Annotated in this window: 5 protein-coding genes and 1 tRNA gene; all 6 read right to left on the bottom strand. The window is 65.0% G+C overall.

The window, feature by feature from the left end:
• Window positions 1–223 precede the first annotated feature (223 nt).
• The 6 genes from IPP95_12450 to IPP95_12425 all read right to left on the bottom strand — a co-directional run bounded on the left by IPP95_12450 (window position 224) and on the right by IPP95_12425 (window position 12,859).
• Window positions 224–1,153 carry a type IX secretion system membrane protein PorP/SprF gene (locus IPP95_12450; protein ID QQS71981.1) on the bottom strand — a complete coding sequence of 310 codons (930 nt, stop codon included), beginning with the start codon at window positions 1,151–1,153 and terminating at the stop codon, window positions 224–226.
• Window positions 1,154–1,165: 12 nt separating this feature from the next.
• Window positions 1,166–10,525, bottom strand: a complete 9,360-nt coding sequence (locus IPP95_12445; GenBank protein ID QQS71980.1) for a gliding motility-associated C-terminal domain-containing protein — start codon at window positions 10,523–10,525, stop codon at window positions 1,166–1,168.
• Window positions 10,522–11,457, bottom strand: coding sequence for a type IX secretion system membrane protein PorP/SprF (locus IPP95_12440; GenBank protein ID QQS71979.1), 936 nt, complete (start codon window positions 11,455–11,457; stop codon window positions 10,522–10,524). The genes IPP95_12445 and IPP95_12440 overlap by 4 nt, the downstream gene beginning before the upstream one ends.
• Window positions 11,457–12,506, bottom strand: a complete 1,050-nt coding sequence (locus tag IPP95_12435) for a gliding motility-associated C-terminal domain-containing protein (GenBank protein QQS71978.1) — start codon at window positions 12,504–12,506, stop codon at window positions 11,457–11,459. The genes IPP95_12440 and IPP95_12435 overlap by 1 nt, the downstream gene beginning before the upstream one ends.
• A 56-nt stretch (window positions 12,507–12,562) precedes the next feature.
• Window positions 12,563–12,739 (bottom strand): DUF1572 family protein, encoded by a 177-nt coding sequence (locus IPP95_12430; protein ID QQS71977.1) that lies wholly within the window; start codon window positions 12,737–12,739, stop codon window positions 12,563–12,565.
• A gap of 48 nt (window positions 12,740–12,787) precedes the next feature.
• Window positions 12,788–12,859 (bottom strand) — tRNA-Arg (locus tag IPP95_12425).
• Window positions 12,860–14,327 lie beyond the last annotated feature (1,468 nt).

Here is a 14,327-nt window from a genome sequence, read left to right as displayed (position 1 = left end):
GGCCAGCGAAAACAGCACTGGCAAGAGATTCAGAAGAGGCCTGTTCGCAGTCATCGCATACCCGGCGACCGGAGGTTTTCCGGGCACTTTATGGTGCCGCAAGATAGAGAAACCGCAACGACCACGGGCCTTACGCAAGCGTTGACGCTCACTTCTGCCGACCAAATCACCTGCCTGCTCGACGGATCACGTAGTTTTCCAGATGTACCCCGGTCCCGGGGATCTAAGGCGTGGGAGCCAAGGCTTTTCCGGCACCCGGCGCTGACCGTTCCTTTCCAAATGTCACCGCCAGCATGACCTCATGCGTGCCTGAAGTGTAATTCCGGAGCCCCGTGGTGGTCAGGTCGTAGCTGTAGCCGAACTGGAATGTTTTTTTCATCCAATAACCGACCATTAGGCTGATGGCGTCCTCGGTCCTGTATGTGGCACCGATCCAGACCATGTCCCGGTACCTCAAGGTGGCGGTGAGGTCTGCTTTTGGAGGGACGGGGTCCACGTATTTCAGCAGAAAGGACGGCTCCAGTTTGAGGTTCTCACCGATCGGGATCCGGTAGCCGCCCATCGCATAATAATGCGCAGCCAACTGGCTCAGGCTTTGGTCATTTTCATCGTAGAACCACACCCTGTTCCTCAGGAGCTGCGGCGCCGTGGCCCCGAACCACCATTTTTCATGGTAGAGGTAGAGGCCAAAGGTGGCGTCGGGCATCAGTGAACCGCGCAGTTGATCGTCCATCAAGGGTTCGTCGGCGTCGTGGAACTGGATCTTGGAGCCATCGATCAGGAACTGGAGCATGCCGAAGGAAAGGCCCATGCCCAGCTTGATCTTGTCATTGATCTTCAGATGATAGGCATAGCTGATCTGCATGCCGGTGCGCCGCGAAGGCCCTGCGTTGTCCGTGAAGACATAGCCGCCCACGCCCATGTTGCTGCCCAAGGGCGTGGTGGCGCTGAGGACGAAGGTGCGCGGGGCGTCCTGGATCCCCACCCATTGGTTGCGGTGGGCACTTCGGATCTCGAACCAGGGCCTGCTGCCGGCCACGGCGGGATCGTACAGGTAGTCCTGGCTGTTGTACTGGCTGAACTGCGGTAACTGTTGTGCCCGCACGGCTTGCAGGGACGATCCGGCGATCAGGAGAAGGAGGAGGTGTCGCATGGTGTCCATGGGTTATCGGATCACGGTCAATGGTCCGGTGAGCGCATCGGGGAAGCGCGGGTCGTGCAGTTCGATCACGTAGTAGTACGTGCCCATCGGAACGGTCTTCCCATCGTACTTGCCGTCCCACGGCACGGCATAGCCCACACTTCGGAACAAGGGTTCGCCCCATCGGCTGAACACCTGGACATCGAGGTCCGGGAACAGCATGGCAAAGTCCAGCACCCAGGTGTCGTTGTGCCCATCGCCGTTGGGCGTGAACCCGCTGGGGACCTTCACTTCGGGAACGACCGTCACCAGCACCGAGTCGAGGCTGACACAGCCGTCGGGACCCACCACCGTGAGGATGAACCATGTGGTGCTGCTGACCGTGGCAGTGGGGTTCGGCATGTCCGGATGGTCCAACAAGGTGTCCGGCTGCCACGCGAACGTGCTTCCCGGAGGGCCCGAAGGCGATCCGCCCAACTCCGTGGTGCCCTGCACATAGATGCTGCGGTCAGCCCCCGCATTGGCGATCGGCGTGGGCAGCACCGTGATCACTACCGTATCGGCATCGGAACAGACACCGTCCGCGACGTTGAGCACGTAGGTGTACGTGCCGTCGGAAAGCGACCCCAGGTTAATGACAGGGTCCGTACCGATATTTCCTCCTTGGACATCGGACCACTGGTAGGTGCTCGCACCTTGGCTGGCGGTCGCGTCCAATATGATCGGCACATCCGAGCATTCCACGCGGTCCGGCCCGGCATCGGCCACTACCGAGTTCAGCGCTCCGACCACGATGGTGCTGGTGATCTGGCAATCGTTGAGGTCCGTCACCGTGACCTCATAGGTCCCGGGCAGCACCGCATTGATGTCTTCATCGCTGGAAGTGAACCCATCGGGGCCGATCCATTCCACCGTATAGCCCGGAACTCCGCCGGTGATCGAAATGGAGATCGCACCATCGCTCGCCGTATTGCAGCTTGCCGATATAACGGTGTCCGTGAGCACGGTCAACGCCGGCGGCTCCGTGATGCTATAGCTGACGGTGGTATCGCAGCCCACGGCATCCGTGATGGTGACCGACCAATTGTCAGGGCAAAGCTGACCGACCGAGGAAGTGCCTTGTCCGCTGCCGGGTTCAGGGGTCCAGATGTAAGTGAGGTTGCCTACGCCGCCGATCACGGCCAGGTCGATGCTGCCATCACAGGCCCCGTTGCAGACCACCTGCTGCACGGTGGCCACGGGCGTGATCGGCATGAACGGAGCGATGGTGAAGGCGTAAGTGGTATCGCATCCCGCACCATCGGAGATCGTCACCGTCCAATTCCCGGGGCACAACCCGCTCACCTGCTCGGTGCCTTGACCGGTCGGGTTGCCCGGCTGCCAATTGTAGGCGTACCCGGACCCCGTTCCACCCGTAGGCGCCACCGCCGCGCTGCCGTCGCAGGGGCCGTTACAGCTTTCGCCAAGGAAGGTGAGGTTCGCTTCGATCGGCGCGCCTGTCGCCACTGTGAACGATGTTGTCAACGAACAGCCGTGCGCGTCCGTGACCGTCACGATGTGATCGCCTCCGCAGAGCCCGAACACATCCTGCACGTCCTGATCGAGCACACTACCATCGGGACCCGTCCAAGTGATCGCATAGGGCGATATGCCCCCGGCCACATCCACGTGGGCCGTGGCCACGCAATCATTGAAGCAGACATTGTCCGTATGTGTCAGGTCCACCGTGAGGACCGGTGGATCGGTGAGGGTGAGCGTGAAGGTGGTGTCGCAGCCGTGGGTGTCGGTGATGGTCACGCTCCATGCATCCGCACAGAGGCCGGTCACGGTGTTGGTGCCCTGCCCCATGTCCGGCTCCGGCGACCATTGATAGGTCAAGGTGCCGGTGCCGCCTTGGCCCATCACGGTGATGCTGCCATCGCACGCACTGTTGCAGGTAATGGGCACCACCACGGCAGATGCGGTGATCGGCGCAGGCGAAAGGATGAGCACATCCTGGGTGATCGAGCATCCCGCTTGGTCGGTGATCGTCACGGAATACGTGCCCGCGCACAGATCGACCACGTGCGGGGTGCCTTGCGCCGTGCCCGAGCCCAATATCCACTCGTATTCATAGCCACCGGCCCCACCCGTGGGACCGACCGTGGCCGTGCCGTCGCAATCACCCGCGCAAGTCACTGGTGTGGTGCTTAGGTTGGCCACGATGGGGTCCGGTGCGATCACGCTCGCCGTGTCGATGGTGGTGCATCCCAAGCCATTCGTCACTTGCACGAAATAGGTGCCGGCGCAGAGGTTGGAAAGCGTGTTGCCCGGCTCGTTCAGATCGGTCCCTCCGGCATCGAACCAAGCGGTGGTACAGGTGGGTTCGGTGCAATCGAAGGTCGCTGTCACCTCACCATCACAATAGCTCGGGCAGATCAGGTTGAAGTCCGTGGTGCTCACCGTCTCCCCTCCCACATCACTGACCGGTACAGGCATTTCCACCATGCAACCGTGGGCGTCCACCACCTGCACCGTGTACAATCCCGCGCACAAGTCGGTGATCGTGCTGTCCGTGCCGATGGTCGCGCCGCCTTGCAGCCATGTGATCAGGTAAGGTGCTGTACCGCCGGACGGTATTACCGAGGCCGTTCCATTGCAGATGCTGCACGTGCTCAAGGTGGAGCTGGTCGCGGCCGTCAGCGGGTCCGGCTCGGTGATGGTGAAGGTGATCGTGGTATCGCAGCCGTTGAGATCCGCCACCGTCACCGACCAATCACCCGGGCAGAGATCGAACGCGCCATTGCTTCCGGGACCGTTCGGAGGCATTGGGGACCAGACGTAGGAGTAGAACCCATTGCCGCCTGTTGGCGAAAGAACCACGCTACCGTCGCAGGCCCCGTTGCAGGAAACCTGCGTCACTTGGGCATTGACCGTCAACGGCTGCGGCGCGGTGATCAATAGGCTCACCACGGTATCGCATCCGGTGGAATCCGCGATCGTCACGTGATAAACGCCCGGGCAGAGACCGGTGGCGTGGGGCGTGTTCTGCCCACCGGGAGGAGGCGGGTTCCACGTGTAGGTATAAGGTGCGTTCCCGCCGGTGGGTCCCACCGTTGCCGTTCCATCACAGAGGTCGTGGCAGCTCACGGGGGTGGTGGACAGGTTCGGGACTATCACCTGTGAAGGCACGACATGGGCCGTGTCGATGGTCGTGCATCCGCTGCCGTTCAGCACTTGAACCAGATAGCTTCCAGTACACAGGCCGGACAGCGTATTCTGACCTTGCGCCAATTGGGTCCCTGCCATGCTGGACCAGGTGACCACGCAAGGGCCGTCCACGCAGTTAAAGGACACGCTTACTTCGCCGTCGCAGGAATTAGCACAGTAGGTCTGGCCATCGATCGCCGTGATCGCTTCCCCGTTGGCATCGGACACCACCACGGTCTGCATCGCGGAGCAGCCCTGCGCATCCGTCACGGTGGCCAGATAGATCCCGGCGCAGAGACCCGTCAATATTTGCCCGTTGCCGACCGTGGCACCGCCTTGGGTCCATTGAATGTCGAACGTGCCGGAGCCACCGGTCACCAGCATCGTGGCCGTGCCGTCACAGAGCGCGCAATGGCTTTGGGTGCCGGATCCGGAAAGCGTCAACGGCTGCGGGGCGGTCAATGTGAAGCTCACGGTGGTGTCGCAGCCGTTGGCATCAGCAACGGTCACGGACCAAGTCCCCGGACAAAGTCCGCTGGCCGTGCCCGTATTCTGCCCGAATGGTGGTGATGGCGACCATGTATAGTTGAAGGCACCTGTGCCTCCTTGCCCGCTCACGGTAATGGCCCCGTCGCATTGGCCGGCACAGGAAATTTCGGTCACGGTGGCGTCCACGGTGATGGGGGACGGAGCGGTGATGAGCACGCTGAAGGTGGCATCGCAACCGCCTTGGTCATGCACGAAGATGTCATAGCTACCGGGGCAAAGATCCGTGACGTGGGGCGCATTCGGCCCTCCCCCGGGCAGCGGGCTCCACGCATAGTCGAACGGTCCGACGCCGCCGACAACGCCGATGGTGGCCGTTCCGTCGCAGAGGTTCGCACAACTGGCGGGCGTGCTGCTGATGTTGGCCGTCAGTGGTGTTGGTCCGGTAACGAACGCCGTATCGATGCTGATGCAACCGTTGCCATTGATCACCACAGCGAGGTAGCTGCCGGCACAAAGCCCGGTGACCGTGCCGTTCTGGCCGAGGTCATTGCCTTGGAGGTCCAGCCAGTTCAGTTCGCAAGGTGCAGCGCTGCAGTTATAGGCCACGGAAACCGTTCCGTCGCAAACGCCCGGGCAGCTCGTGACGCCGTCCGTCATGGTGAGCACCTCGCCGTCGTCATCGGCCACGGCCACCACCAGGTGCACGGAACATCCTGAAGCATCCGTGATCACGACCGGGTAGACTCCTCCGCACAGGTCGATCCGGAGGCTGTCGGTCGTTGTGATGTTCAGCGGCGGTCCCCAGAAGAAGGAGTACGGTGCGTTCCCGCCGGAAACATGCAATTGCGCCGCGCCATCGCAGACTCCGCAATGGCTGGGCGTCACATCAGCACTTGCCACGATCGGCAAGGGTTCCGCAAGGGTGAAGGTGACCGTAGTATCACAACCATTGGCGTCCGCGATCGCCACGGTCCAATCTCCAGCGCATAGCTGGCTCACTTGCGCGGTCCCCTGTCCTTGTGGCGGCTCCGGTGTCCATGTGTAAGTGAATCCGCCGTTGCCGCCCTGCGGGTCCAGGTCAATGGCCCCGGTACACTGGCCGCCGCAGCTGATGGGCGTGATGGTAGCCTGTGGATCGATGGGCGCGGGCGCAGTGATCACAAAGCTCACTGTGGTGTCGCAGCCGTTCACATCCCCCACCGTGAGGAGATAACTTCCGGGGCACAATCCCGTTGCCAAGGGATCACCCTGTCCGTTCGCGGGTTCCGGCTCCCAGAAATAGGTGTATGGCGCGATGCCTCCTGCGACACTGAGCACGGTGGCCGAGCCGTCGCATGTGTTCGAGCAAGTAGCAGGTGAAAGGCTGAGCACGGGCTCGATCGGCACGAACGCCGGCACCGTGAACGCCACTGTGGTATCACAGCCATTCCCATCGGTAATGGTGACTGTATAATTCACGCCGGCACACAGCCCTAAGGCCACGGAGGCCGTGTCCGGTCCGGTGCCCGGCGCAGGCAGCCAGAGATAGCTGTACGTTCCACTACCTCCGATGGGCGCCACACCTGCCTCACCCGTGCATGTGCCTGCGCAGGTTTCCGGATAAACCGTGAGGTCCGGCTCGATCGGCGGGTTCTTGAAGATCTCGAAGTTCAACGTGGTGTCGCAACCTGCTTGGTCCGTTACGGTAACGCTGCCGGGCCCTTGGCACAGTCCAGTGGCATGGTCCGTGCCTTGCCCAGTGGCCGGTTCCGGCGTCCATTGATAATCGAAGTTCCCGACACCTCCGGAAGCTGTGACCGTGGCCTCGCCGGTGCATTCGTTCCAGCAGCCTCCGTCCACGGTGGACACGGAAGCGGTAATCGGCGAATTGGGCAGAACGGTGAAGCACCACGTGGTGTCACAGCCCGTACCGTCGGTCACCGTTACGCACCAATCACCGGCGCAAAGACCGCTGACCGAGTTCGTGCCCGCACCTACCGGTGGCGCCGGCGACCAAGTGTAGGTGTATGTTCCGTTCCCGCCGGTGGGCGAAACGGTGGCGGTACCATCGCAAGGACCGTGGCAACTTTCATTGGTGAACACGCCGTGCGGATCGATCGCATCGGGGGATCCCACCGTGAAGACCAATGTGGTATCGCAGCCGGCCTGATCGCCGATGGTCACCGTCCACGCACCAGGGCAAAGTCCAGTCACGGAGCCGGTGCCCTGGCCAGTGCTGGGTTCGGGCAGCCACGCCCATGTGTAAGGCTCCACGCCACCGGTAGCGGTCACGTCGATCGCTCCGTCGCAGGTGTTCGCACAACTGGCAGGTGTCACCGTTCCCGAGGCCATGATCCCCGAAGGCCTTGAAATGGTGAACTGCACCGTGGTGTCGCAACCGGCCGCGTCCGTGATGGTCACGGTGTAATCGCCGGGACAAAGCTCACCGGCCGTGGAAGTGCCTTGGCCTGTGCCGGGGTCCGGGACCCAGAGGTAGGTGTAGCCCGGCGTACCTCCGGAAACGTTCAGCACCGCAGCACCGTCACAAGCGGTGCCGCACGAGGCATCCGTGATCTGCAGATCGGGCACGATCGGCGATGGCGCAACGATGGTGAAGGCGATCAGCGTATCACATCCGGCGGCATTGGCGATGGTCACGGTATTCGGCCCGGGGCAAAGGCCGGTGACGCTTGCGGTGCCTTGTCCTGCTCCAGGCTCGGGCAACCAATTGAAGGTCAAGCCGGTGAGGTCGCCGGACAATGTGGCGGTGCCGTCACACGTATTCGCACAGTTCGCAGCTGTGAAGGACAAGTTCACGTCGATGGCGGGTGGCTGGTCGATGGTGAAGTGCAGCGTGGTGTCGCATCCACCGCTGGAAACCACGACATCGTATTCCCCGGGGCAGAGATCCACTGCGGAAGCTCCCATGCCGGCCGATGCCGGTGTCCACAAATAACTGAACGGTCCCGTTCCTCCGGTGGCGATCAGCACGATGGAGCCGTCGCAATCGCCGGAGCAGCTCGCGTCGGTCACTGTGGATGCTACTTGAACAGGTGGTGGTGCGGTGATGGTGAACGCGATCGTGGTGTCGCAGCCCAAGGAGTCCGTAACGGTAAATGTTCCGGGGCCTTCGCAAAGACCGGTCGCATTCAAGCTGCCCTGCCCACCAAGAGGTTCAGGCGCCCACAGATACGTGTACGGTGGGGCACCTCCGGATACCACGCCGGTCGCGGTGCCGTCGCACACGTTCGCGCAACTGATCGGCGTGGTCTGCACGGTGGCCATGATCGGGACCGCTGGCAGGATGGTGAAATTCTGCACCAGCTCACATCCATGGGCATCCGTGACCGTAACGCTCCATGCGCCCGCACAGAGCTGGGAGGCTGTGGGGCTACCCTGCCCTTGTGGTGGCGCGGGCGACCATACATAGATATAGTCCGGTGTGCCACCGGACACCACCACCGTGGCGGTGCCGTCGCAATCGGCTCCGCAGGTAACGTTCGTTTGGCTCGCGGTCGCCGTCAAAGGCAAAGGCTCCGTGATGACGAACTGCACCGTGGTATCGCAACCGTTGTCATCCGTGATGGTGACGCTCCAGTTCCCGGCGCAAAGGCCTGAGACCGCCGAGGTCCCGTCACCTGCGGGATTTCCGGGCTGCCAGTCATAAGTGAGAGTGCCCGTTCCGCCGGTGGCCGGTGCGGTGGCTGTGCCGTCGCAGGCACCGGCACAGCTCACGTCCGTCTGCGATGCGTTGGGAACGATGGGCGGTGGCGCCATGATGGTGAACTGCACCGTGGTGTCGCAACCGGCATCATCGGTGATGGTGACGCTCCAGTTCCCGGGACAGAGCTGGGAAGCCGTCGCCGTGTTCTGGCCTGCCGGTGGTTCCGGACTCCAGAGGTAATCGTACGTCGGTGTTCCTCCTGTCGGGGCCACGGTGGCCGTGCCGTCACAACTGTTTGCGCAGGTAGCATCGGTGCTCGTGGGGTTGGGCACGATGGCCGGTGGTGCATCGATGGTGATCGCCACCACGGTGTCGCAGCCCGTTCCGATGTCCACGATGGTGACCTCGTACACACCCTCACATAGCCCCGTGGCCGTGGCGCTGTTCTGCCCTCCGCCAGGTTCCGGCGACCAACTGTACCCGAACGGGCCGGCACTTCCGGTCGGCGCCACGGTGGCAGTGCCGTCGCAGGCATTGCCGCAGGTGGCGTCCACGTGCGTGGCATTGGGCAGGATCGGTGGCGGCTGGTTGATGGTGAACAGCAATGTGGTATCACAACCGTTCACATCGCTGAGGGTGATCGTATAATCCCCGGCGCAAAGGCCGGTGACCGCGGAAGTACCGTCACCCGCAGGTGCACCGGGTTCCCAATCGTAGGTAAAGCTGCCCGTACCTCCGGTGGGAGCGACTTGCGCGGTCCCATCGCAGGCGTTCGCGCAGTTCACATCCGTCTTCGTGAGGTTCGGCTGGATGGGCTGGATGGGGAAATTGAAGGTGGTGTCGAAAGCGCATCCATTGGCGTCCGTGACATGCAACGTGTTGTTTCCCGGGCATAGCTGGTTGAAGCTCGCCCCGGTCCCGGCACCATTGTTCCATGAATAATCGTACCCCGGTACGCCACCTACTGCGAATGCGGAGGAAGACCCGTTGCAGACACCGGCACAGGTGGGGGGTTGGGTCGCGGCGAAGATCACGCTCAACAACGCGGGATCGGTGACCTGCACGGTGGTCGCGCAGCTCACGCCCTGCCCTTGGTCCGTTACAATGACGATCTGATTGCCGGGACAGACGTTGTTCCATGTGGCCGTCGCAGGCCCTCCGATCCAACTGTAGATGAACGGGCCAATGCCGCCCGTCACCGTGACCCGCACGGAACCGTTGCACACACCATGGCAGCTCACACCGAATCCGTTATAGTTACTGAGCAGCTGCGCATCGATGGTGAAGGGGGTCTGGCCCACGCCGGTGGCGCATACGTTCACGGCACGCAGATCATCCTGCTGTCCGGAACCTGTGTTCCATTCCACGGGGTTTCCACCGACCAACAACCTGGAATTTCCGGGGTCCACGGCATCACGGCCTATGCCAGGACTGATCGTCTGCATGAGCAATACCACGGAACTGCCGGCCATCAGCTTCGCACCCTTGTCCGCGATGACCAGCTTGCCCGCCTTCAGCATATTACCGTTCGTCACCAGCGTCCCCGACCGCAACTCCAGATCAGCACGATCGCCGAGGACCAGGTCGCTCCGCATGGACCAAGTGCCACCGCCCGTGAAGCGCAGGTCGCCGCCCAAGGGAATGCCGTGCAGGTCCAGCTGGGCCACATCCCTTTCCGCCGTTAATTCCACGGTGGCCGTACTTGCCCAGGTCACGCTGCCGCGCAGGACGAGGTCTCCGCCCACGCGCATCCGTTCATTTCCGCCTTGCAGGACGACGCCGCCCCGCGTTCCGTCGACCAAGAGATTGCGCACATCGGCATCCTTGTCCATCCGCACCGTGGTCTCCCCGTTCGTCGGGGCGATGATCACCGCGTCATTGCCACGCGGCACGTTCTCGCCCCCTTGGCCGTTGGCCGTGAGAGACCAATGCGCACGGTCGTTCCACTGGCCGCTTCCGCCCACCCAGTGCCGTTCTTGCTGCGCCCAAGCGGCGCCGGAGAAAAGGATACCGCACAGCAGTGCGGCGAGGGCGGGCGTCAAAGATCGCCAGGGGTTGCTCATTCGAAGATGGGGCATCGTACGATCGCTTTGCTTGGGTCCAGGGCCGCACAGGGATAGATCCCGAGGATGAGCTCGTGGGTGTTCGCACCGCCCACGCGCAGCCTGCTCGTGGTGATGTCATAGCTGTACCCGAGCGTGAAGAATTTCAGGAAGGGCAACTTGATCATGAAGGCCACGGCGTCCTGGTTCCTGTAGGTGACCCCCAGACCCAGTTTACGGCGGTATTCCATCATCACATTGATGTCCATCGCCAAGGGCGAACCCGGCGAGAGCTTGAACAAACCGCTAGGGACGGCGCTGAAGTTCTTGTTGAGCCTGAAGCGATGGCCAAGGCTCGCGATATAGTTCCGCGTGAGCCGGGTTTCCACTCCGATCCCTTTCACCTTGTTGCCCAATGCTTGCTGGACGGAAAGCCCGGCCCAAGTGGACTTGCCATAGAACCAGATCCCCGGCGTGACGTCCGGATAGACGAACACGCTGCCGTTATTCGCCAGTGCGGGATCGCTGTTATCATCGGCGAACACATCGCCCAGGGACAATTTCTCTTGCCGCAGACCCGCAAAAAAGCCCAAGGACATGTAGAAGTCCTGCTTCATCTGGATGTGGTAGGCGTAGGCCAACTGGAAGGACGTGTACCCGAGCGGCCCCGTATGGTCGGCCTCCACGAAGGTCCCGATTCCATGGCGATTGGCGTGGAAGGAGCGTCGCTTGGACTTGATGGTACCGGCCACCGTGGCCCATCCTGTGACGGGCGCACCGGGAAAGCCCACCCATTGCTGGCGATAGCCCAAGCGCACATCGATGCAGTCCTTGCTGCCGGCCACGGCGGGGTTGATGGCGAACATGTTGAACACGTTCTGCGTGTACTGCGCGGTCTGCTGCGCCCATGCCGGGGTGCAGGCAAGCAGGAGAAGGGGGGCGAGGATGCGCATCAGCGAATGATGGTGACATACCCGGTGTAAGGATCGGACTTGCCCTTGATGTCATTGACCTGGATGTGCCAGTAGTAGGTGGCCGTGGGCAGCCCCGCCCCGTCGAAGGGCTCACGGTATCCGATGCTGTGGTAGACGCGCTGGCCCCAGCGGTCATAAACGCTTACATCGGCCTGGGGATAGTCGCGGATGCCCGGGATCGTCCATGTATCATTGATGCCGTCGCCGTTCGGGGTGAAGGTGTTCACCGGATCGACGAGCCGCTTCACGTCGACAGTAAGGGCATCCACATAGGTGCAGCCGTCGATCACGGTGGTCACGGTGTAGATGGTGGTCTCGCTCGGCTGGGCCACCGGATTGGCCACAGTGTTGCCGCTCAGCCCGGAGGTGGGGCTCCATTCGTATGTGGTGCCGCCCGTGGCATTAAGCTGCGTACTGGCACCGGCCGCGATGGAAACACTCGGTCCTGCATCGAAATCCACGTTGACGATATCGGCGCCGGGCCCGCTCACCGATACATTGAAACCGCATTGGGCAGCGATCGTCGCACCGTTGTTCCGCATGCCGCTCACCACCACCCAATACTGCCTGAGCGGTTGAAGCGCCTGCGTTGTGGTCACCGTGAATGCCACTGGATCGAACGCGCATACGGAGACCGCTTGGAAGCTGGGAGCCGTGCAGCTACCATCACCGCTCAGTATCACGGCGCTCAGCTCATCGTCCATGCCCGCGACACCGGGACAGTCTATGCCGTCCACGTTGACCGATACGGTACCGCCCACGCTGTTGGAGGTAAAGCTGTACCACACCGCGCTCCCGCCGGGTTGACAGAAAGCCGGTATGCTGTTCACAGCCCCGGTATTGTCGCCTGCAATGGCCTGTTGTGCGCACAGGTCCACCGCACCGGAACAATCACTGTTGGCAGGCTGTGCCAAGAGGCGTCCGGCGACGATGAGCAGCAGGGCCGTAACGACAGGACGAAGATCGGGCATAGGCACGTTGCGGGTTGCGCCGAAGGTAGGCCGGTGCTCCACCCGCGTTCCGCGCACAGGCCGCAGTTTCACACACGCCCCTGTTAGGCATCAGCGGAACCGATCGCTGAAGATCAGAGCCCTCGATCCGCATTGAAGCGGCGGGACCCGCCACGCGGGATGGAGAGCGAAACCCATTCCGCACCGGTGAAGGCACGAGCCAGCACAACCACCTGGCCGACGTGATAGGCGTAATGCGCCAATTGCCGGTGCAGCGCGTCAAGTACCGCGTAGTACGTGAAGCGCTTCATGAGCTCCCGTTTCAACTTTCCGGTTTCAGCTTTCCGGTTTCAAAAAAGTAGCCTCACCAGGAATCGAACCTGGATCTAGAGTTTAGGAAACTCCTATTCTATCCGTTGAACTATGAGGCTGTTGACCGGGGCTGTTTTCCGCCGGAACGGCCGCAAAAATAGGCCGCAGCGCCGCATGCACCATCGATGCGGGCAACCCCAGGCCCCCCCGGGCGGGCGGGGAGGCCCGGGGGCCAAAGGGGAAACGGCGGGGGGGGGAAAAGGGAGGGGGGGCGGGGGGGGGGGGGAAAAGGGCCAGGGGCGGGAGGGGGAAGGGGGGGCCGGGGCGGGGGGGGAAGGGCGGGGCCCGGCGGGGGGGGGGGGGGGGCGGGGGGGGGGGGGGGGGGGGGGGGCCGGGGGGGGGGGGGGGGGGCCGGGGGGGGCCGGGGGGGGGGGGCCCCGGGGGGGGGGGGGGGGGCGGGGGGGGCCCGGGCGAGAGGGGGGGGGGGCGGGGGCCCGGGCGGGGGGGGGGCCGGGGCCGGGGGGGGGGGGGGGGGGGGCGGGCGGGGGGGAGGGGGGCGGCCGGGGCGGGGGGGGGGGGGGCCGGGGGCCCCGGCCCCCCCCCGCCCGCCCCCCCGGGGCGGGGGGCGGGGCGCGGCCCGGGGGGGGGGCCGCGGGGCGGGGGGGGGAGGGGGGGGGGGGGGGGGGGGGGGGGGGGGGGGGGGGGGGGGCGGGGGGGGCGGGGGGGGGGGGGGGCCGGCCCGGGGGGCCGCCGGGGCCCGGGGGGCGCCCCGGGGGGGCCCCCCCCGCCGGCCGGCGCCGGGCCGCCCGGGGGGGGCGGCGGGGGGGGGGCCACCGGGGGGGGGGGGGGGCCGCCCCGGGGGGGGGGCGGGGGGGGGGCGCAACCCCCCCCCGGGGGGGCGGGCGGGCGCGGCGCCCGAAAACAAAAAATTTTTTTTCCCCCCGGGCCCTTTTGCGCGGGCCAGGGGACCGGCCAGGGGGGGGGGGGGGGGGGGGGGCCGGGGGGGGGGGGGGGGGGGGGCGGGGCGGGGGCGGGGGCGGGGGCAGGGGGGGGCCGCCGCGGGGCGCCCCCGCCCCCCCCCCTTTGGGGGGGGGGGGCGGGCCCCCCCCCCGCTGCGGCGGGGGGCGCCCCCGGCGGGGGCGGGGGCCGGGCCCGCCGGGCGGGGGGGCACGGGGCGGGCCGGGGCCCCTTGAACGGGGGGGGGCGAAGGGGGCGGGGGCAGGGGGGAGGCGCGGGGGGGCTCCCCCGCCCGCCGGCCCCCCCCCCCCCCCCACCCGGGGGAGGGCGGGCCCCCCCTTCCAAGGACAAGGGGGGCCGGGCCGGCCGAAACGGGGCAGGCCCGCGCGAAGAAGGAGGGGGGGGGGCCGGGGGGAGGGGCGGGGCGGGCCGGGGGGGAAGGCGGGGGCGGGGGGGGGGGCCCCAACCACCACCCCCCCCGCCGGCCCCCCACCCACAAATTTTCACAACCCCCCCTGGGGGCGGGCGGGGGGCCGGGCCGGGGGGGGGCAGGGGGGGGGGGGCAGCGGGGGGGGGGGGGGGGGAAGGACGGGGGGGGAGAACGGAGGGGAGGGGGGGGGGGTTCTTTTT

It is taken from the genome of Flavobacteriales bacterium (assembly GCA_016700415.1).
Taxonomy (GTDB): Bacteria; Bacteroidota; Bacteroidia; order Flavobacteriales_F; family PHOS-HE28; genus PHOS-HE28.
The sequence above is the reverse complement of the archived record's forward strand: the minus strand, read 5'-3'. Positions and strand labels throughout refer to the sequence as shown.